Source organism: Pseudomonas sp. NBRC 111132 (genome assembly GCF_001320565.1).
Lineage (GTDB): Bacteria > Pseudomonadota > Gammaproteobacteria > Pseudomonadales > Pseudomonadaceae > Aquipseudomonas > Aquipseudomonas putida_P.
This window is the reverse complement of record NZ_BCBI01000009.1, coordinates 77,736-95,261: the sequence shown is the minus strand read 5'-3', so window position 1 is coordinate 95,261 and position 17,526 is coordinate 77,736. Positions and strand designations below refer to the sequence as shown.

The following is a 17,526-nucleotide window of genomic DNA, read 5'->3' as shown; positions in this document are numbered from 1 at the left end:
GTCTATGCCTGTACTATGCATATGCAATAAAGGTATTTATTAAAAAATTTTTAGATCATTAGAGTCTATTCATTGTGCCCCCGCGCACCCTGCAGACTTGCTCTACCCATGACCCTCGACATCGCATTCATCCTCAGCACGCTACCCGCCTTTCTCAAGGCCGTGGGCGTGACCTTGCAGGTAGGCCTGATCGCCATCGCCACCTCGCTGCTGGTCGCCCTGGTCAATGCCACCCTGCTGGAACTACGCACGCCCTACCTGTGGCGCCTGGTCAAAGCCTACGTGGAGCTGGCGCGCAACACGCCGCTGCTGATCCAACTGTTCTTCGTCTACTTCGCCTTGCCAAGCCTGGGCCTGAAGATTTCCGGTTTTTCCGCGGCGATCATCACCATGACCTTCATGGGCGGTGCCTACCTCACCGAGGTGTTACGGGCCGGCATCGAGGCGGTGCCGCGTGCGCAGCTGGAGTCTGGGCGCTCTATCGGCTTGTCCGAGGGCCAACTGCTGCGCCATGTGGTGCTGCCCCAGGCCGGTATCCTCAGCCTGCCGGCACTGTTCGCCAACTTCATCTTCCTGCTCAAGGAAACCACCGTGGTGTCGGCGGTGGCCGTGCCGGAAATCCTCTACACCACCAAAAACTACATCGCGCTGTACTACAAGACCTACGAAATGCTCACCGTGCTGACCCTGCTCTGTGTATTGCTGTTCCTGCCGCTGTCGTTGCTGCTGCGCTACGTGGAAAGGAGGCTGCAACATGGCCAGTTCGGCGTTTGACCTGTTGCTGCAGGCGCTGCCGCAGCTGGCCGGCGGCGCCGCGCAGACCCTGGCCATCTCGGCACTGGGCATCCTCTTCGCAACGCTGGGTGGCGTGCTGTACGGCGTGCTGGCAACCCTGGGCAACCGTGCCCTGAACATCGCCTTGCAGGTGTACCTTGAGTTGTTTCGCGCCATCCCGGTGCTGGTCTGGTTGTACCTGGTGTTCTTCGGCCTGCCGATCTTCTTTGCCCTGAGCATCCCCAGCTTCTGGTGCGCGGTGCTGGTACTGGCCCTGTGGGGCGCGAGCGAGGTGGGCGAGGTGGTACGCGGTGCGCTGCGTTCGGTGCCGCGCGGCCAGCGCGAAGCCGGGCTGTCGATCGGCCTGGCGGGGTGGCAGCTGTATGGCTACGTGCTGCTGCCGCAGGCGCTCAAGCGCATGACCCCGCCCACCATCAACATCTACACGCGGATCATCAAGACCAGCTCGCTGGCGGTGCTGATCGGCGTGGTCGAGGTGATCAAGGCCGGTCAGCAGATCATCGAACGCACCTACGAATCGGTGCTGATCTATGGCGCCTTGTTCCTGTTCTTCTTCATCGTTTGTTATCCGCTGTCCGCCGCTTCGCGCGTGCTGGAACGCCGCTGGGCACACTCATGAGCGCACTGATCGAATTCCAGGGTTTCAACAAGTTTTTTGGCGAGCACCAGGTGCTCAAGGACGTCGACCTGCAGGTGGCGGCCGGTGAAGTGGTGGTCATCCTCGGCCCCAGTGGCTGTGGCAAAAGCACGCTGCTGCGCTGCCTCAACGGCCTTGAGCAGGCCCACAGCGGGCACCTGCGCCTGGCCGGGCAAGAATTGCTCGCCCCGCACACCGACTGGCGCGCCATCCGCCAGCGGGTCGGCATGGTGTTCCAGAGCTACCACCTGTTCGGCCATATGAGCGTGATCGACAACCTGCTGCTGGGCCCGCTGAAAGTGCAAAAGCGCGAGCGGGCCGAAGCCCAGGCCCAGGCCGAGGCGCTGCTGGCGCGGGTCGGCCTGCTGGACAAGCGCGACGCGTTCCCCCGGCAATTGTCCGGGGGCCAGCAACAGCGCATCGCCATCGTGCGCGCGTTGTGCATGAACCCCGAGGTGATGCTGTTCGACGAAGTTACCGCCGCCCTCGACCCAGAAATGGTCAAGGAGGTGCTGCAGGTAATTCAGGGCCTGGCCCGCGACGGCATGACCTTGCTCATCGTTACCCACGAAATGGCCTTCGCTCGCGCGGTGGCCGACCGCATCGTGTTCATGGAGGCCGGCAGGGTCCTTGAACAGGGTGACCCCGAGAGCTTCTTCACCCGACCGCGGACCGCACGCGCGCAGCAGTTCCTGGAGAAATTCTCCTTCGTAGAAAGCCTGCCAAAGACATTGCACAAGGAACTGTCATGAAAACTGCCAACCTCACCAAACTGCTGGCACCGTTGTTCGGCCTGGCCTTGCTGGCCGGCTGCAACAAGGCCGACGAACCGCCCAAGCCGGCGGCGGCATCGCCAGCCACCAGCTACCTGGAAACCATCAAGGCCCGCGACAAGCTGATTGTCGGCGTGTTCACCGACAAGCCGCCGTTCGGCTTCGTCGATGAGAAAGGCCGCTATGTGGGCTTTGACACCGACATTGGCCGGCGCCTGGCCAAGGACCTGCTGGGCGATGAAAACAAGGTCGAGTTCGTTGCCGTGGAACCGGCCAGCCGTATTCCGTTCCTGCAGAGCGACAAGGTCGACCTGATCCTCGCCAACATGACCGTGACCCCGGAGCGCAAGGAAGCGGTGGACTTCACCAACCCCAACCTGCGCGTTGCCGTGCAGGCCATCGTGGCGGATGGCAGCCCGGTGCAGAAGCTCGACGACCTGGCCGACAAGACCATCATCGTGACCACCGGCACCACGGCCGATATCTGGCTGACCAAAAATCATCCCGACTGGAAGCTGCTCAAGTTCGAGAAGAACAGCGAATCGCTGCAAGCCCTGGCCACCGGCCGTGGCGATGCCTATGCCCAGGACAACCTGATCCTGTTCAGCTGGGCCAAGCAGAACCCGGGTTACCGCGTGCTGCCTGAGCTGCTGGGTGACGAAGCGCCGATTGCGCCGGCGGTGAAGAAGGGCAACACCGAGCTGCGAGACTGGGTGAATGCCGAGTTGGCCAAACTGGGGGAAGAGAAGTTCTTGCTGAAGCTGTATGACCAGTATGTGCGCAAGGAACTGAGCGATGACACCAAGCCGGAAAGCGTGATCGTCGAAGGGGGCAAGTGGCAGGGTTGACGGTGTGATTGGGGCTGCTGTGCAGCCCTTCTCGGTCATTCGCCTGGTACTAATCGCAAGGTACTTTGCGCCGGAATCACCCCCATCTGTGCACGCTGATACTGCCCCTGCACATACCCCTCGGCCTGGTCCGCATAATGCCGGTCGAACGGCACGCCGCTCTGCCCTACCGGGTTGCTGGTCAGCGCCTGTCCGGCATCGGCAAAGTCGACCAGCCGCCGTGTCGATGGCCCATAGTTAACCGGCCATGGCGCCGGGCCGATCTTCGCCGAGAGGTTGTTCGGCACTTCATGGGTGCCGGGTGCAGCGAAGGGGCCGACGTTGAACAACAGGTTCAGCGGCTTTTTCACCCCAAGCGGATGGTTGTGGGTCAGGGTATGGGCCTTGCCCCACTGCCAGCTGACCGGGTCGCTGCCCAGGGTGTCACGCAGGTGTTTCAAGCTGTTCTGCCAAGCCGTGCGCACAACGGCTGTACGGTCGGTACGCAGGTTGCCACCACGGGTGTTCCACCAGGGTGAGTCTGCATCCACTGCCAGGCGTGGCAGGGCGGCGTCAATGGCGCGGGTGCTTATCAGCACCGGGAACCAGGTGTCGCCCAGCTCGTCATGCAGGGCTGCGAAGGCCAGTTCGTAGAGGAACTGGTTGAACAGCGTGGCGCTGGTCGAGTCCAGCGGGTAGTCGCCCGCCCAGGCCGCCAGTTGCTCAACCAGCTCCTTCTGTTCGTCACCTTCGGCCACTGCGCGCAGGGTTGCCAGCAACGGGGCAAGGGTGCGCGGGCCGTAGTCGCTGGCAGTGTCCAACTGCAGTGCCTGGCTGTTCTGGGTGTCCCATTTCACCTCGGGGTTGGCCAGGTGCCGATCGAGCTGGCGGCCACGGTCGGGCAAGTTGTAGTAACCCGGTATCGGCACCGCCGCTGGCGGCTGGTAGTTGGCCGAAACGATGTAGCCGCGCGCTGGGTTCTCCTGTTGCGGGTTGACGCTGAAGGGGTAGAAACCAAGCTTGTCCGCCTGCACGCTGGCGCCGTCGAGGATGAACGCGGGGTCGACGCCGTCGGGACGGATCGGTAGCTTTGCCGCCGCCCACCAGCCGATATCGCCACGGGCATTGGCCCAGACAAAGTTAAGCCCAGGGGCGTGGACCTTGGCGGCGGCCTCGCGCATCTTGCCCAGGGTGTCGGCGCGGTTGAGCTGATAGAAGCCGTCGAGGATCGGGTTTTCGGTTTCCAGAAATGCCCACCACATGGCGATGGGCGTGGGGCCGGTAGTGCTGCCCAGTACGTCGTTGACGATCGGGCCATGGGGCGAGCGGCGCAAGTTGATGGTGACCGGCGCTTCGCCTTTGACGGCGATTTGCTGCTCGGTCTTTTCGAGCGTCTGCCATCGGCCATCGATCATTACTTGGTTGGCGTCGGCCGGGTTGGTGCGCTCGGCGATCAGGTCGACGTCATCGTTCTGGAACATGGTCAGGCTCCAGCCGAAGTCACGGTTATGACCGAGCAGCGCAAACGGGTTGAGCGCCTGGAAGTAGCCATACAGGTTGAAGCCGGGCGCTGACAGCTCGGCCTCGTACCACACGGCTGGTACCGCGAAGCTGATGTGCGGGTCGCCGGCCAGCAACGGCTTGCCACTGCGGGTGCGGTTACCCGCTACCGCCCAGGCGTTGCTGCCTTCGAACTGCGGGATACCGGCGTCGCCCAGTGCCTCATGACTGAGGCGGGCGAGGGCTTCAAGGCCGTGCCAGTCGGCGGCGGCCAGCGGCGTGCCCAGAGCACCCTCGGGTTGCCAGCCTAGGTCGAATATTTTCAGGTATTCAGGGCCCAGAGTGTCGCGGATGTAGGTCAGTGCAGGCTCGGTGCGGAACGCGGCAGCAAAACTGTAGGCCAGGTAGCCGGCGACGCTCAGGGTGTCTTCGGCGGTGAACGGGCGCGGGGTGATACCGAGCAGGTCGAATTCCATGGGCTTGGGGTGACTGGCTTGCCAGTTGTTGACCCCGTCGAGGTACGCTTGCAGGGCTTGCCATGCCGGCGACTGCGGGTCCTGTTGCTTGGCCATCAGGGCGGCCTGTTCGCGAATGCGCAGGCTGCGGAACAGGGTATCGGTGGGCAGCAGCTTGTCGCCCAGCACCTCGGCCAGCTCGCCACGGGCCAGGCGACGCAGGATTTCCATCTGGAACAGCCGGTCCTGGGCATGCACGTAGCCCAGCGCACGGTACAGGTCCGGCTCGCTCTGGGCCTGCAGGTGCGGCACGCCGCGGGCATCGTAGCGCACGCTGACCGGTGCTTGCAGGCCGGCAATGGCTACCTCGCCTTCGCGTTGCGGTAGCTTGCCCTGTACGTACCAGTAACCGGCGCCGGCGGCCACGGCAACCACCATGGCCAGCAGGGTCAGGCTGCGCTTCATGCAAGCTCCTTGTGCGTTCAAGCGGAAAATGTGGTCCGATCATCGGCGGATTCGCGAACAGAGCATAGCCCCCGGGAAGGAGATTCCATGTCACTCAGCGAAAAACAGAAGATGCTTACAGGCCAGCTCTACCACGCCGGCTGCCCCGAGCTGCAGGCCGAGCAGATCGCCAACAAGCACTGGATGCACCGTTACAACAACAGTGTCGAACTGCTCAACGATGCGCGCCACGGGCTGCTGCTGGAGCACTTTGGCCAGGTGGGTGAAGGCGCGGTGATCCGCCCGCCGTTCTATTGCGACTATGGCTACAACATCAGTGTTGGCCGCAATACCTTCATGAACTTCAACTGCGTGATCCTCGACGTGGTACCGGTGCGCATCGGCGACGACTGCCAGATCGGCCCTAACGTGCAGATCTACACCGCCGACCATCCTCTCGACCCTGACTTGCGGCGCAGCGGGTTGGAGAGCGGGCGACCGGTGACCATCGGCAACAACGTGTGGATCGGCGGCGCGGCGATCATCCTGCCGGGGGTGACCATTGGCGACAATGCCGTGGTGGGTGCTGGGAGTGTGGTGACCCGGGATGTGCCGGCGGGTGCGACGGTGGTGGGTAACCCGGCGCGGGTACGTCAGCCCGCCCAAGGGCAGTAGCAACCCACTGCCAGGGTATTGGAGGCGCTGACCTGGCGGCCATCGAGCAAGGCCTTGAGGATGGGCTCGATGAAGCTGTTGCTGGCATTGCACACCGCACCTTCGCTGTAGGGGCCGAAGTAGGCCAGGCGCCCTTGCCTGTCCCAGATAGCCACGGCCGGGGAGGCGGGCAGGTGTTCGCTGCCGGGCAGGCTAGCGAGCGGCTTGAGGGCGGAGAGGTTGGCGGGCAACTGGCCGTGGCTGCCGGGCTTTTGCAGCACATGGAAGGTGACGCCCTGGCCGGCGAACTGGCTGACCAGGTCGCCCAGGTGCTGCTGGTTGCCGACGTTGCACGGGCAGGCGGGGTCCCAGAAGTGCACCACGCGGATCGGGCCTGTGCCGGCCAGTTCTGGTGGCAGGTGCAGTTGGCTGCCGTCGAACAGGGTGGTCTGGTTGTCGAACGGGCGCAGGTAGCGGGCCTGGAAGGTGGTGTAGGCCTGCCAGAGGATGGCAACGCCGACCACTAGGGCAAGCACCGTGCACAACGGTTTGATGATTCGGCTACTCATGAAGCGTCGGTGGACCTTTGTGGGAGCGGGCTTGCCCGCGAAGCAGACTACGCGGTGGATGGCACGGGCTATGCCCGTGTTCGCGGGCAAGCCCGCTCCCACAGTGATCGCGCAAATTTCCAGATTTGAGCAAGGCAGTAATCCGACAACCAGATCGGTGCTGGTTGTTCGAGGTGAGCAAGCTTGCCATGACGCCGGCCAGAGCTGAAGATTCCGGATCAATACTTGCGTCAATGTGGATGTACCCGATGCCCGCTGCTTTTCAACCCGACCACCTGCGCACCTGCCTGGCACCGTTGACCGCTTGCCAGCCGTTAACGGCCGAGGCCCAGGGATACCAGCGTTTCTACGGCCTGGACCTGTCGGCACACAGCTGGCTGGGCGGCTTCCAGGCGGCGGGGTTCGACCTGGTCGGGCAGGCCTGGTTACCCGAGCAGCCCATCGCAACGCTGTTCCTGTTGCACGGTTATTACGACCATATGGGCCTCTACCGGCATGTGATCGAATGGGCACTCAAACAGGGTTTCGCTGTGATCAGCTGTGACCTGCCCGGTCATGGCCTGTCCAGTGGCGAGCGGGCCAGCATCAGTGATTTTGCGGTTTACCAGCAGGTGCTGGAGGTGTTGTTCGAACAGGCACGGGCGCTGCAACTGCCGCGCCCGTGGCACCTGTGCGGGCAGAGCACCGGTGGCGCCATTGCCGTGGACCACCTGCTGCACCAAGGCGCGCGCAGCCCCATCGATGGCCAGGTCATCCTCTTGGCACCGTTGGTACGGCCCTGTTCCTGGCGCTGGTCGAAATTGAGTTATCGGGTGTTGCGTCACTTTGTGAACGGCATCGAGCGCCGCTTCAGCGAGAACACCAACGACCCGGCCTTCCTGCCGTTTCTGGAGGCCGACCCGCTGCAACCGCGCCGCCTGCCAACCGCCTGGGTGGGGGCACTGATCGCATGGGTCAAACGCATAGAGGCCGCGCCACGCAGTTCGCGGCGGCCGTTGATCGTGCAGGGGGAGGCCGATGGCACGGTGGATTGGCCCTACAACCTTGAAGTGCTCAAGGCCAAGTTTGCCGAGCCGCAAATTCTGATGCTGCCCGAGGCCCGTCACCACTTGGCCAACGAGCTGCCGGGCATTCGCCAGCGCTACTTCGACTTCATCGACCAGCGCCTGGGCTGATCACTTCAGCTCGTTGGTACTCTGGCCAACCGCCAGGCCCGCGCGGACAGCGGCCAGGGCCGCCTGGTAGTAGGCCTTGCCGTCAGGGGACTCGGCGAAGGTGGCGAATTCTTCCAGCTCGGCGTCGGACAGGTCGCGGTAGACGTACAACAAGGTGTTGTTGAGGTCTTCGCCGATCTGGTTCATCAGCCGCTGGCGCTGGCCGTCGAGCAGGCCCTGGGCCTGGCCGCCACCGAACAGGCCGGGGATCATCGAACTGAGGCTGTCGGCTGCCACGCCGGCGATGGCCAGGCTGACTTCGGCGCCGGCTTCACGCGCTGGCAGGGCCTGGGCCAGGTGGCCGATGACCAGCAGGCGGTCGTCGCTGGCCTGGATCTTCGGCAGGCCCTTGGCATTCTTGGCCAGTTCGTCCTTGCGAGTGGCCTTGAGTTCCGCTGCCACCACCTTGCGCCCCAGCGGCGACTGGAAGAAAGCCAGGGCCGGCGAGGGGTTGGCCAGGGTGGCGCGCAACTGCGCCTGGGCACGACGGTCTACCGCCTGGGCCTGGAAGCGCTGGTTGCTGTTGTTGACCAGCGCCTGGTACACGGCGGGTGGCAAACTGTTGCGATAGCGCGCCTGGGCGGCGGTCAGGGCATCGTTGAAGTGGGCGCGCTGGTCGGGCCAGCCGGCGGCCTTGTACAGTTGATCCAGGTTGTCTGCCCAGACAGGCGTGGTGCAGATCATCAGCAGAATCAGGGAAAACAGACGGCGCATTCAGGACTCCTGTCGGCAGGTGGCTATTGTCCTTGGCCCAGCGCTGGTTTGTCGAGATATGCGCGTGTTTCTCGGCCAAGTGGCGCTGTGCGGCGACAGGGCGAATGGATATGATGCGCGCCATGCACATCTCCCCTGAACACCCGATGGTTACGGCCGTCGTCGACGATCTGGCCACCCAAGGCTGGTCCCAGCAGGCGCTCTTTCTGCCTGCCGAACTGGTGCGCGCGCTGGCGGCCGAGTGCCGACGCCGTGATGCCGAAGGCGAACTCAACCCTGCGGGGGTTGGGCGTGGTGCTACCCAGGAGGTGCGCGAAGCCATACGCGGCGACCAGATCCAGTGGATCGACCCGGGGCAGGCCGAGGCCTGCGACCAGTACCTGGCGGCCATGGACCAACTGCGGCTGGCGATCAACCAGGGCCTGTTCCTGGGCCTGGAAGACTTCGAATGCCATTTTGCCTTGTACCCACCGGGGGCGTTCTATCGCCGGCACCTGGACCGTTTTCGCGACGATGACCGGCGCATGGTCTCGGCGGTGCTGTACCTGAACGAGGGGTGGCAGTCGGAGGACGGCGGCCAGTTGCGCATGTTCCTGGCCGAGGGTGTCGAGCACGATGTGGAGCCAGTGGCGGGTTGCCTGGTGATATTCCTGTCCGGCGAAGTGCCCCACGAGGTGTTGCCGGCCAGGCGTGAGCGGTTGTCGTTGACCGGCTGGTTCAGGCGGCGTGGCAATGACCCGTTCTGATGTGGCCAAGGTGCTGGTCAGCGCCTGCCTGTTGGGGCAGCCGGTGCGCTATGACGGCCGGGCCAGTGGGCACCCGGGCCTGTTGCAGCAGTGGCAGGCCGAAGGGCGCGTTGTGGCTTTGTGCCCGGAGGTAGCCGGTGGCTTGCCGACCCCGCGCCCGCCAGCGGAGATACCAGGCGGGCAGGGCGGGGCGGTGCTCGATGGCGGCGCGCAGGTGCTCACAGTGACGGGCAGCGATGTCAGTGCCGAGTTTCTGGCTGGGGCGCAGCTGGCGCTGGAACTGGCGCAGCGGCATGGCATCCGCGTGGCGGTGTTGAAGGCGGGTAGCCCTTCGTGTGGTAACCGGTTGACCTATGACGGCACGTTCAGCGGTGTGAAGGTAGCGGGGGAAGGGGTGACCACGGCGCTGTTGCGGCGGGCTGGGGTGCAGGTGTTCAGCGAATTGGAGCTGGAGCAGGCGGCGCAGGCGCTGGCTGAACTGTCACTGTAAGCCTGTACCGGCCTCCTCGCGTGTTCACCCACGAAGAGGCCAGTACAGGCAGCAATAAATCTTACTGCCCGGCCGCAGTCTCCTGCACGCCCTTGAACCACTTCTGCTCCAGCTCGGCAGTGCGTCCGCTTTCTTTCAAGCGCTGCAACGCATTGTTCACCGCACTTTCGAACGCCGGGTTGTCCTTCTGGAACGGGATCACCAGCTTTTTTTCGCCAATCGGAAGGCTTACATCGAGCGGGCCGTCGTCGCCCTTGAGCGCATCGGTCGATGGCGTGAGCGCGATGTCGTACTTGCCGCTCTCGACACCCGTCAGCACTTCTGTTGCAGGGGCTTCGACGAACTCGGCGCGCAAGTCCAGCTCCCTGGCCAGGTCCTGGCCAAATTCGATGTCGAAACCCGTCAGGTGGTCGTCTTGTTTGAATGCGTACGGCGAATTATCAGCCTGTACGGCAATGCGCAGTTCGCCCCGGTCGGCGATTTCGTCGATCAGCTCCGCCTGGGCCAATGGACTGATCAGTACTGCCAGCAGTACCCCTATGGTCGAACGCATGAATGCCCCTTTTCTTTTAGCAGATTGAATACTGTCGCCACGGCTTTCTTCCTCGCCGTGATCGAACGCAGCCTATGACCTTGAAGCCTCGGCATTGTTTAACCCTGACCGAAATATTTCTGTCAGACAATGTGAACACCTTGGCGAATAATTCAACTAATGTGAACTACCGCCGCCGTCGGATCCCAGGCTGCGGTCAATAAGTGAATCACAGGAGAAGTGAATGAACAGCCTAATTTCGCGTGCTGCCGTTGCCGGTCTGTTGATGGGCGCGTCGGTGTTCGCCAGTGCCGCGGACGCCCTGAAGAGCCAGGAGCCGCCCAAGGATGCCAAGGTCTTCATCGTTTCCCCCGCCGATGGCGCTACGGTCGACAAGACCTTCACCGTCAAGTTCGGCATCGAGGGTATGGCCCTCAAGCCTGCGGGTGATCAGACCCCGCACACCGGGCACCACCACCTGCTGGTGGATGTGGACAAAGAGCCAGTGGCTGACATGCCGCTGCCGACCAGCCTGATGCCGGAGGCTGGCACCGCACTGCCGGCGGGCCCGCAGGTGCTGCACTTTGGCAAGGCGCAGACCGAAACCAGCATTACCCTGGCGCCGGGCAAGCACACCTTGCAACTGATCCTGGGGGACCAGTATCACGTGCCGTTCAAGCCAAGCGTGGAATCGAAGAAGATCACGGTTGAAGTGAAATAAAAAAAGGGAGGCCCAAGGGCCTCCCTTTTTCATGCAGCAAGCAAACTTAGAACAGCACGCGGGAACGGATGGTGCCCTTGACCTGTTGCAGTTTTTCTTGCGCAAGGTCCGAGTACTCGGCGTCAACGTCGATTACCACGTAACCGACTTTCTCGTTGGTCTGCAGGAACTGACCGGAGATGTTGATGCCGTTCTCGGCGAAGACCTTGTTGATCTCGCTGAGTACGCCGGGAATGTTTTCGTGAATGTGCAGCAGGCGGTGCTTGCCTGGGTGCGCCGGCAGGGCCACTTCCGGGAAGTTGACCGAAGATACCGAAGTACCGTTGTCGCTGTACTTGACCAGCTTCTCGGCCACTTCCAGGCCGATGTTGGCCTGGGCTTCGGCGGTGGAACCACCGATGTGCGGGGTCAGGATCACGTTGTCCAGGCCGCGCAGCGGGCTTTCGAACTCTTCGTCGTTGGAGCGCGGCTCGATCGGGAATACGTCGATGGCGGCGCCGATCAGGTGCTTGTCCTTGATGGCAGCGGCCAGGTGGTCCAGTTCGACCACGGTGCCACGGGCGGCGTTGATCAGGATCGCGCCCTTCTTCATCGCGCGGATTTCCTTCTCGCCGATCATCCACTGGGTGGACGGCAGCTCAGGCACGTGCAGCGAGACGATGTCGGCCAGGCCCAGCAGCTCGTTCAGGCTGGTAACCTGCACGGCGTTGCCCAGTGGCAGTTTGGTCAGCGGGTCGTAGAAGTACACCTGCATGCCCAGGTTTTCGGCCAGGACCGACAGCTGGGTACCGATCGAGCCGTAGCCGACGATGCCCAGTTTCTTGCCACGGATTTCGAACGAGTTGGCCGCACTCTTGATCCAGCCACCACGGTGGCAGGAAGCGTTTTTCTCTGGGATGCCGCGCAGCAGCAGGATGGCCTCGGCCAGTACCAGCTCGGCGACCGAACGGGTGTTGGAGTATGGCGCGTTGAACACGGCGATACCGCGCTGGCGGGCAGCTTCCAGGTCAACCTGGTTGGTGCCGATGCAGAAGCAGCCAACAGCGACCAGTTTCTTGGCGCAGTCGAAGATCTCTTCGGTAAGCTGGGTGCGTGAACGGATGCCGATAAAGTGGGCATCGGCGATCTTTTCCTTCAGCTCGGCTTCCGGCAACGAACCAGTGAGGTATTCGATGTTGGTGTAGCCGGCAGCCTTGAGGGTATCGACTGCGTTCTGGTGCACACCTTCAAGAAGAAGGAACCGGATCTTGCTCTTGTCGAGAGAAGTCTTGCTCATCTGCGTAAACCTGTATCCCGGAGAAAAAATGGCGAGGGGTGATGCCAGGCGCGAGGGCAGCCTTAGCATGAACAGCGGGAGGGCTATGCTAGCATACGCGACACAATCTGAGCTTATCCCGACAGGTGAAGAGTACTCAGGGTGACTATGAATAAGTCGAGAGTTCCAGCGATGACCCACCCCGCTGTTATTGAAGAACTGATGACCCTTGTCGACCCTGGCAAGGTCCTGACCGACGCGGCTTCCCTCGAAGCTTATGGCAAGGACTGGACCAAGCATTATCCGCCGGCGCCCAGCGCCATCGTCTTTCCCAAGACGGTCGAGCAGGTGCAGGCCATTGTGCGCTGGGCCAATGCGCACCAGGTGGCGCTGGTGCCGTCTGGCGGGCGCACCGGGCTTTCTGCCGGCGCTGTGGCGGCCAATGGCGAGGTTGTCGTTTCCTTCGATTACATGAACCAGATTCTCGGCTTCAATGCCTTCGACCGCACCGTGGTCTGCCAGCCAGGGGTCATCACCCGGCAATTGCAGGCCTACGCCGAAGAGCAGGGCCTGTATTACCCGGTGGACTTCGCTTCCAGCGGTTCTAGCCAGGTTGGCGGCAACATCGGCACCAATGCCGGCGGGATCAAGGTGATTCGCTACGGCATGACCCGCAATTGGGTCGCAGGGCTGAAAGTGGTCACCGGCAAGGGCGAGTTGCTGGAACTGAACAAAGACCTGATCAAGAACGCCACCGGCTACGACCTGCGCCAGCTGTTCATCGGTGCCGAAGGCACGTTGGGTTTCGTGGTCGAGGCCACCATGCGCCTGGACCGGGCGCCGCGCAACCTTACCGCGATGGTGCTGGGTACACCGGACTTCGACTCGATCATGCCGGTGCTGCACGCCTTCCAGGGCAAGCTGGACCTGACCGCCTTCGAGTTCTTCTCAGACAAGGGCTTGGCCAAGATCCTGGCGCGCGGCGATGTGCCGGCGCCGTTCGAGACCGATTGCCCGTTCTACGCACTGCTGGAGTTCGAGGCCAGCACCGAAGCGGTGGCCAACGAAGCCTTGGCCACCTTTGAGCACTGCGTCGAGCAGGGTTGGGTGCTGGATGGGGTGATGAGCCAGAGCGAAACCCAGCTGAAAAACCTGTGGAAGCTGCGCGAGTACCTGTCTGAAACCATCTCGCACTGGACCCCGTACAAGAACGACATTTCCGTCACCGTGTCGAAAGTGCCCGCGTTCCTGCGCGAAATCGACGCCATCGTCGCGGAGCATTACCCCGATTATGAAGTGGTGTGGTACGGCCATATCGGCGACGGCAACCTGCACCTGAACATCCTCAAGCCCGAGCACATGAGCAAAGACGACTTCTTCGCCTCGTGCACCAAGGTCAACAAGTGGGTGTTCGATATCGTCAAACGCTACAACGGCTCGATCTCCGCCGAGCATGGCGTGGGTATGACCAAGCGCGACTACCTGGGCTACAGCCGCTCGGCGGAAGAAATCGCCTGCATGAAGGCAATAAAGGCCGTGTTCGACCCTAACGGCATCATGAATCCGGGTAAGATCTTCGCTCCCGTATAAAAAGCAGTAGAGGAGTCGGCCATGAGTTACCAGCACCAGTACGTAGACGGCACGCGCATTCACTTCCCGCTGGGCAAGGTGGTGTGCATCGGCCGTAACTATGCCGAGCATGCCAAGGAACTGGACAACCCGATCCCCACCGAACCGCTGCTGTTCATCAAGCCAGGCAGCTGTGTGGTGCCGGCCGAAGGCGGCTTCAAGATCCCGGCCGAGCGGGGTTCGGTGCACTACGAGGCCGAAATTGCCGTGCTGCTGGGCAAGCCGCTGTCGGCCCACCCGAGCGAGGAAGAGGTGCTGGATGCCATTTCCGGCTACGCCCCGGCGCTGGACCTGACCCTGCGCGACGTGCAGGCCAAACTGAAAGAGAAGGGCCTGCCGTGGGAACTGGCCAAGTGCTTTGACGGGGCCTGCGTACTGCCGCCGTTCGTCTCGGCCGCCAGTTTCGAGGATGTCACCGACATCCCGGTGCGCCTGACCGTCAACGGCGAAGTGCGTCAGGACGGCAACAGCGCGATGATGCTGAACCCGATCGTGCCGATGATCCAGTACATGGCGGCGCATTTTTCGCTGCAGGCGGGGGATGTGATCCTCACCGGTACCCCGGCGGGTGTGGGGCCGTTCAATGTCGGTGACGAGCTGGTGCTGGAGCTGCCGGGTGTCAGCCGCTTCGAAAGCCGAGTGTTCTGACTCGAAACCGTGTTGCCTTCTTTGCGGGTAAACCGGCTCCCACAGGTACTGCACAAGGCTTGAGAGCTGTGCAGTACCTGTGGGAGCGGGTTTACCCGCGAAGAGGCCGGACCTGTTTACCGATTTTTCACACCCGATCAGGATAATGCGCGCACCCACGCCCATTTCCCAGGAACCGCGCATGCCATCACCCTCCGCCCCGGCAACACCCAAGCGTCGCTTCTTTCTGCGCTGGCCCTTCGGCCTGGCTGTGGCGGCGGTGATCGGTTATGGCGTATCGGTAGCCATGCACTGGGATGACCGTGGTGCGCTGTGGGTAAAGGAGAGCTTCGAAAGCACCGCCGAGCGCAGCGAAAGCGTGTGGCTGCCGGACTATCAGGTGGACATCGACGCCAAACCACTACCGGGCATGGACGATGACGAAGCCTCGGACGTGGCCTTCAACCCGCATACCCGTACCCTGTTCGCGGTCATGGGCAAGAACCCGATCCTGGTCGAGTTGAGCCTGGAGGGCGATGTTCTGCGCAAGATCCCGCTCAACGGCTGGAGCAACCCGGAGGGTGTCGCCGTGCTGGAAGACGGCAACCTGGCCATTACCGACGAGCGTCTGCACGACCTGACCGTGGTCAAGTTGGACGCGCAGACCACGGCACTGAACCACGGCGACTTCCAGAGCCACGACCTGGGCCAGTCGGTGAAAAGCAACAAGGGTTTCGAGGCCATCGCCTGGGACCCGCTGCGTCAGCGCTTGATCATCGGCGAGGAGCGCCCACCCAAGCTGTACACCTGGAACACCGATGGTCGCAGCCCGCTCCAGGGTGAGAAGCAGCCGCTGCCCAGCGAAGAGCTCGACTTGCGCAACCTCTCTGCCCTGGGCGTTGACCCACGCACCGGCCACTTGCTGGTGCTGTCGGCCGATTCCAACATGCTGCTGGAGCTGGACGAGCAGGGCCAGCAAGTCAGTTTCATGACCCTGCTGGGCGGCTTCAACGGGCTTGAAGACACCATCCCGCGGGCTGAAGGGGTGGCCATGGACGATAAGGGCAACCTGTACATGGTCAGCGAGCCGGCGCTGTTCTATCGCTTCAAGAAGAACTGACAACATCATCAGATTTGCCTGATGCTGGCATTAAGCTTCGTTTCAGCCATTAATGATTAGATTCGCCACCCCTGTGTCGAGTCTGCTCTTATGCGCCGTTTTGTTCGCCTGTTCCTTGTTCTGGTTGCCCTTGGCCTGCTCATGCTTGGCTGGGCCGGGCAGGAGTTTCGCCTGTTCGAGCGTGGCTGGTTCAACCTGAAGACCTGGTGGCACCCTGCCGAGCGGAGCATTGGCCTGGACCGCTACCGGGTAGTGCTGGAGGCGCAGCCGGTCGAAGGGCTGGATGATGACATTTCGGCGCTAACCTACGACCCCGACCGCAAAACCCTTTTCACCGTCACCAATGCCCGTTCGGAGCTGATCGAGCTGTCGCTGGACGGCCGCATCCTGCGCCGCGTGCCGCTGACCGGCTTCGGCGACCCGGAGGCTGTGGAGTACGTTGGGCCAAACAGTTATGTGATTACCGACGAGCGTCAGCAACGGCTGATTCGCGTAAGGCTGGAAGACGACACGATGTTCCTCGATGCCGGTGACGCCGAACAGCTCAGCCTGGGCATTGGCCTGAACGGCAACAAGGGATTCGAGGGCCTGGCATACGATTCGGCGGGCAAGCGGCTGTTCGTGGCCAAGGAGCGCGACCCGATGCTGATCTATGAGGTGCATGGCTTCCCGCATGACAACCCGGAAAAGCCCTACGCCGTGCATGTGGTACAGGACCGCAAGCGCGATTCACGGCTGTTTGTAAGGGACCTGTCGAGTTTGCAGTTCGATGAGCGCAGCGGGCACTTGCTGGCGCTGTCGGACGAGTCGCGGCTGGTGCTGGAGCTGGATGTAGAAGGCAGGCCGCTGAGTACCTTGTCGCTGCGCAAGGGCTCGCAGGGGTTGCAGGCGACGGTGCCGCAGGCGGAGGGGATTGCGATGGATGAGGCGGGGACCATTTACCTGGTCAGTGAGCCGAACCTGTTTTATGTGTTCAAGCAGGTAACGGAGTGAGCAGGTGGGGCTGCTTTGCAGCCCATCGCGACACAAGGCCGCTCCTACAGGAGATGGCGTACCCCTGTAGGAGCGGCCTTGTGTCGCGACACGAGGGCGAAGCCCTCGCCGAAGCTTACTCGGCCTTCAGGCTCTTCACACCTTCAGAGGTGCCCAGCAGCAGCAGGTCCGCCGGCCGCGCCGCGAACAGGCCGTTGGTGACCACGCCAACGATGGCGTTGATCTGCGCTTCCAGCTCCACCGGGTTGGTGATCTGCAGGTTGTGCACGTCGAGGATCACGTTGCCGTTGTCGGTGACCACGCCTTCGCGGTACACCGGGTCGCCGCCCAGCTTGACCAGCTGGCGCGCCACGTGGCTGCGGGCCATCGGGATCACTTCAACCGGCAGCGGGAAGGCGCCCAGCACGGGCACCAGCTTGCTGCCGTCGGCGATGCAGATGAAGGTCTTGGCCACGGCCGCGACGATCTTCTCGCGGGTCAAGGCTGCGCCGCCGCCCTTGATCAGGTTCAGGTGCGCGTCGCTTTCGTCGGCGCCGTCCACGTAGAACTCAAGCTCGCTGACGCTGTTCAGCTCGTACACCGGGATGCCATGGCCCTTCAGGCGCTGGGCAGTGGCTTCGGAGCTGGCGACTGCGCCGTCGAAGGCGGTCTTGTGCTGAGCCAGGGCGTCGATGAAGAAGTTGGCGGTCGAACCGGTACCGACGCCGACAACGCTCTTTTCATCCAGCTTGGGCAGAATGAAGTCGACAGCGGCCTGGGCGACGGCCTGTTTGAGTTGGTCCTGGGTCATGCGGGCTCCGAAAGGGGCAGGGCGGTTTCAAAGTTGCCTAG

Annotated in this window: 19 protein-coding genes; 13 read left to right on the top strand and 6 right to left on the bottom strand. The window is 62.8% G+C overall.

The window, feature by feature from the left end:
* The first annotated feature begins 108 nt into the window (after positions 1 to 108).
* From APH35_RS06640 to APH35_RS06625, 4 genes are read left to right on the top strand one after another with little or no spacing between them, the layout of a single operon-like run.
* Positions 109 to 774 carry an amino acid ABC transporter permease gene (locus tag APH35_RS06640; protein WP_060514447.1) on the top strand — a complete coding sequence of 222 codons (666 nt, stop codon included), beginning with the start codon at positions 109 to 111 and terminating at the stop codon, positions 772 to 774.
* Complete coding sequence (locus APH35_RS06635; RefSeq protein WP_060494352.1) at positions 755 to 1,414, top strand: amino acid ABC transporter permease; 660 nt, start codon at positions 755 to 757, stop codon at positions 1,412 to 1,414. The genes APH35_RS06640 and APH35_RS06635 overlap by 20 nt, the downstream gene beginning before the upstream one ends.
* Positions 1,411 to 2,184, top strand: coding sequence for an amino acid ABC transporter ATP-binding protein (locus APH35_RS06630; RefSeq protein WP_012274713.1), 774 nt, complete (start codon positions 1,411 to 1,413; stop codon positions 2,182 to 2,184). Before APH35_RS06635 ends, APH35_RS06630 begins: the two co-directional genes overlap by 4 nt.
* Positions 2,181 to 3,053 carry a transporter substrate-binding domain-containing protein gene (locus APH35_RS06625; protein ID WP_060494353.1) on the top strand — a complete coding sequence of 291 codons (873 nt, stop codon included), beginning with the start codon at positions 2,181 to 2,183 and terminating at the stop codon, positions 3,051 to 3,053. Before APH35_RS06630 ends, APH35_RS06625 begins: the two co-directional genes overlap by 4 nt.
* A 35-nt stretch (positions 3,054 to 3,088) precedes the next feature.
* Here the strand turns inward: APH35_RS06625 and APH35_RS06620 are convergent, their stop codons facing one another.
* Entirely contained in the window at positions 3,089 to 5,452 is a 2,364-nt protein-coding gene (locus APH35_RS06620) for a penicillin acylase family protein (RefSeq protein ID WP_012274711.1), read from the bottom strand.
* 87 nt (positions 5,453 to 5,539) lie between these two features.
* On the opposite strand from APH35_RS06620, the gene APH35_RS06615 reads away from it, so the two are divergent.
* Positions 5,540 to 6,106 carry a sugar O-acetyltransferase gene (locus tag APH35_RS06615; protein ID WP_012274710.1) on the top strand — a complete coding sequence of 189 codons (567 nt, stop codon included), beginning with the start codon at positions 5,540 to 5,542 and terminating at the stop codon, positions 6,104 to 6,106.
* Here the strand turns inward: APH35_RS06615 and APH35_RS06610 are convergent.
* Positions 6,085 to 6,654: a DUF6436 domain-containing protein gene (locus APH35_RS06610; RefSeq protein ID WP_012274709.1), complete on the bottom strand. Its 570-nt coding sequence runs from the start codon at positions 6,652 to 6,654 to the stop codon at positions 6,085 to 6,087. The two genes, APH35_RS06615 and APH35_RS06610, sit on opposite strands and share 22 nt — an antisense overlap.
* A gap of 248 nt (positions 6,655 to 6,902) precedes the next feature.
* Between APH35_RS06610 and APH35_RS06605 the strand changes: the two genes are divergently transcribed.
* Positions 6,903 to 7,829 carry an alpha/beta hydrolase gene (locus APH35_RS06605; RefSeq protein WP_012274708.1) on the top strand — a complete coding sequence of 309 codons (927 nt, stop codon included), beginning with the start codon at positions 6,903 to 6,905 and terminating at the stop codon, positions 7,827 to 7,829.
* Here the strand turns inward: APH35_RS06605 and APH35_RS06600 are convergent, their stop codons facing one another.
* Positions 7,830 to 8,582: a DUF2059 domain-containing protein gene (locus APH35_RS06600; RefSeq protein WP_012274707.1), complete on the bottom strand. Its 753-nt coding sequence runs from the start codon at positions 8,580 to 8,582 to the stop codon at positions 7,830 to 7,832.
* Positions 8,583 to 8,695: 113 nt separating this feature from the next.
* Between APH35_RS06600 and APH35_RS06595 the strand changes: the two genes are divergently transcribed.
* Entirely contained in the window at positions 8,696 to 9,328 is a 633-nt protein-coding gene (locus tag APH35_RS06595; RefSeq protein ID WP_041166805.1) for a 2OG-Fe(II) oxygenase, read from the top strand.
* Positions 9,315 to 9,818: a DUF523 domain-containing protein gene (locus tag APH35_RS06590; RefSeq protein WP_012274705.1), complete on the top strand. Its 504-nt coding sequence runs from the start codon at positions 9,315 to 9,317 to the stop codon at positions 9,816 to 9,818. Before APH35_RS06595 ends, APH35_RS06590 begins: the two co-directional genes overlap by 14 nt.
* Before the next feature lie 61 nt (positions 9,819 to 9,879).
* Here APH35_RS06590 and APH35_RS06585 read toward each other — a convergent pair whose 3' ends face one another.
* A complete protein-coding gene (locus APH35_RS06585) occupies positions 9,880 to 10,371 on the bottom strand; it encodes a transporter substrate-binding domain-containing protein (protein WP_012274704.1) in 492 nt (163 codons plus the stop codon).
* A gap of 223 nt (positions 10,372 to 10,594) precedes the next feature.
* Between APH35_RS06585 and APH35_RS06580 the strand changes: the two genes are divergently transcribed.
* Positions 10,595 to 11,071 (top strand): DUF4399 domain-containing protein, encoded by a 477-nt coding sequence (locus APH35_RS06580; RefSeq protein ID WP_060514446.1) that lies wholly within the window; start codon positions 10,595 to 10,597, stop codon positions 11,069 to 11,071.
* 46 nt (positions 11,072 to 11,117) lie between these two features.
* On the opposite strand, the gene serA is transcribed toward APH35_RS06580, so the two are convergent.
* Positions 11,118 to 12,347, bottom strand: coding sequence for a phosphoglycerate dehydrogenase (gene serA / locus APH35_RS06575; protein ID WP_012274702.1), 1,230 nt, complete (start codon positions 12,345 to 12,347; stop codon positions 11,118 to 11,120).
* Between the two features lie 171 nt (positions 12,348 to 12,518).
* On the opposite strand from serA, the gene APH35_RS06570 reads away from it, so the two are divergent.
* From APH35_RS06570 to APH35_RS06555, 4 genes are all read left to right on the top strand, one after another.
* Positions 12,519 to 13,916 (top strand): FAD-binding oxidoreductase, encoded by a 1,398-nt coding sequence (locus APH35_RS06570; RefSeq protein ID WP_060514445.1) that lies wholly within the window; start codon positions 12,519 to 12,521, stop codon positions 13,914 to 13,916.
* A gap of 21 nt (positions 13,917 to 13,937) precedes the next feature.
* On the top strand, positions 13,938 to 14,603 hold the full coding sequence (locus APH35_RS06565) for a fumarylacetoacetate hydrolase family protein (RefSeq protein ID WP_012274700.1): 666 nt from the start codon (positions 13,938 to 13,940) through the stop codon (positions 14,601 to 14,603).
* Between the two features lie 181 nt (positions 14,604 to 14,784).
* Positions 14,785 to 15,702, top strand: a complete 918-nt coding sequence (locus APH35_RS06560; RefSeq protein WP_060514444.1) for an SdiA-regulated domain-containing protein — start codon at positions 14,785 to 14,787, stop codon at positions 15,700 to 15,702.
* A gap of 90 nt (positions 15,703 to 15,792) precedes the next feature.
* Positions 15,793 to 16,695, top strand: coding sequence for an SdiA-regulated domain-containing protein (locus APH35_RS06555; protein WP_060514443.1), 903 nt, complete (start codon positions 15,793 to 15,795; stop codon positions 16,693 to 16,695).
* A gap of 115 nt (positions 16,696 to 16,810) precedes the next feature.
* Here the strand turns inward: APH35_RS06555 and rpiA are convergent, their stop codons facing one another.
* Entirely contained in the window at positions 16,811 to 17,485 is a 675-nt protein-coding gene (gene rpiA / locus APH35_RS06550) for a ribose-5-phosphate isomerase RpiA (protein WP_012274697.1), read from the bottom strand.
* Between the last annotated feature and the right edge of the window lie 41 nt (positions 17,486 to 17,526).

What these genes read in the sequence shown, in the direction of transcription:
- APH35_RS06640 (WP_060514447.1), top strand. Translation starts at nt 109, where the DNA reads ATGACCCTCGACATCGCATTCATCCTCAGCACGCTACCCGCCTTTCTC.
- APH35_RS06635 (WP_060494352.1), top strand. Translation starts at nt 755, where the DNA reads ATGGCCAGTTCGGCGTTTGACCTGTTGCTGCAGGCGCTGCCGCAGCTG.
- APH35_RS06630 (WP_012274713.1), top strand. Translation starts at nt 1,411, where the DNA reads ATGAGCGCACTGATCGAATTCCAGGGTTTCAACAAGTTTTTTGGCGAG.
- APH35_RS06625 (WP_060494353.1), top strand. Translation starts at nt 2,181, where the DNA reads ATGAAAACTGCCAACCTCACCAAACTGCTGGCACCGTTGTTCGGCCTG.
- APH35_RS06620 (WP_012274711.1), bottom strand. Translation starts at nt 5,452, where the DNA reads ATGAAGCGCAGCCTGACCCTGCTGGCCATGGTGGTTGCCGTGGCCGCC.
- APH35_RS06615 (WP_012274710.1), top strand. Translation starts at nt 5,540, where the DNA reads ATGTCACTCAGCGAAAAACAGAAGATGCTTACAGGCCAGCTCTACCAC.
- APH35_RS06610 (WP_012274709.1), bottom strand. Translation starts at nt 6,654, where the DNA reads ATGAGTAGCCGAATCATCAAACCGTTGTGCACGGTGCTTGCCCTAGTG.
- APH35_RS06605 (WP_012274708.1), top strand. Translation starts at nt 6,903, where the DNA reads ATGCCCGCTGCTTTTCAACCCGACCACCTGCGCACCTGCCTGGCACCG.
- APH35_RS06600 (WP_012274707.1), bottom strand. Translation starts at nt 8,582, where the DNA reads ATGCGCCGTCTGTTTTCCCTGATTCTGCTGATGATCTGCACCACGCCT.
- APH35_RS06595 (WP_041166805.1), top strand. Translation starts at nt 8,696, where the DNA reads ATGCGCGCCATGCACATCTCCCCTGAACACCCGATGGTTACGGCCGTC.
- APH35_RS06590 (WP_012274705.1), top strand. Translation starts at nt 9,315, where the DNA reads ATGACCCGTTCTGATGTGGCCAAGGTGCTGGTCAGCGCCTGCCTGTTG.
- APH35_RS06585 (WP_012274704.1), bottom strand. Translation starts at nt 10,371, where the DNA reads ATGCGTTCGACCATAGGGGTACTGCTGGCAGTACTGATCAGTCCATTG.
- APH35_RS06580 (WP_060514446.1), top strand. Translation starts at nt 10,595, where the DNA reads ATGAACAGCCTAATTTCGCGTGCTGCCGTTGCCGGTCTGTTGATGGGC.
- serA (WP_012274702.1), bottom strand. Translation starts at nt 12,347, where the DNA reads ATGAGCAAGACTTCTCTCGACAAGAGCAAGATCCGGTTCCTTCTTCTT.
- APH35_RS06570 (WP_060514445.1), top strand. Translation starts at nt 12,519, where the DNA reads ATGACCCACCCCGCTGTTATTGAAGAACTGATGACCCTTGTCGACCCT.
- APH35_RS06565 (WP_012274700.1), top strand. Translation starts at nt 13,938, where the DNA reads ATGAGTTACCAGCACCAGTACGTAGACGGCACGCGCATTCACTTCCCG.
- APH35_RS06560 (WP_060514444.1), top strand. Translation starts at nt 14,785, where the DNA reads ATGCCATCACCCTCCGCCCCGGCAACACCCAAGCGTCGCTTCTTTCTG.
- APH35_RS06555 (WP_060514443.1), top strand. Translation starts at nt 15,793, where the DNA reads ATGCGCCGTTTTGTTCGCCTGTTCCTTGTTCTGGTTGCCCTTGGCCTG.
- rpiA (WP_012274697.1), bottom strand. Translation starts at nt 17,485, where the DNA reads ATGACCCAGGACCAACTCAAACAGGCCGTCGCCCAGGCCGCTGTCGAC.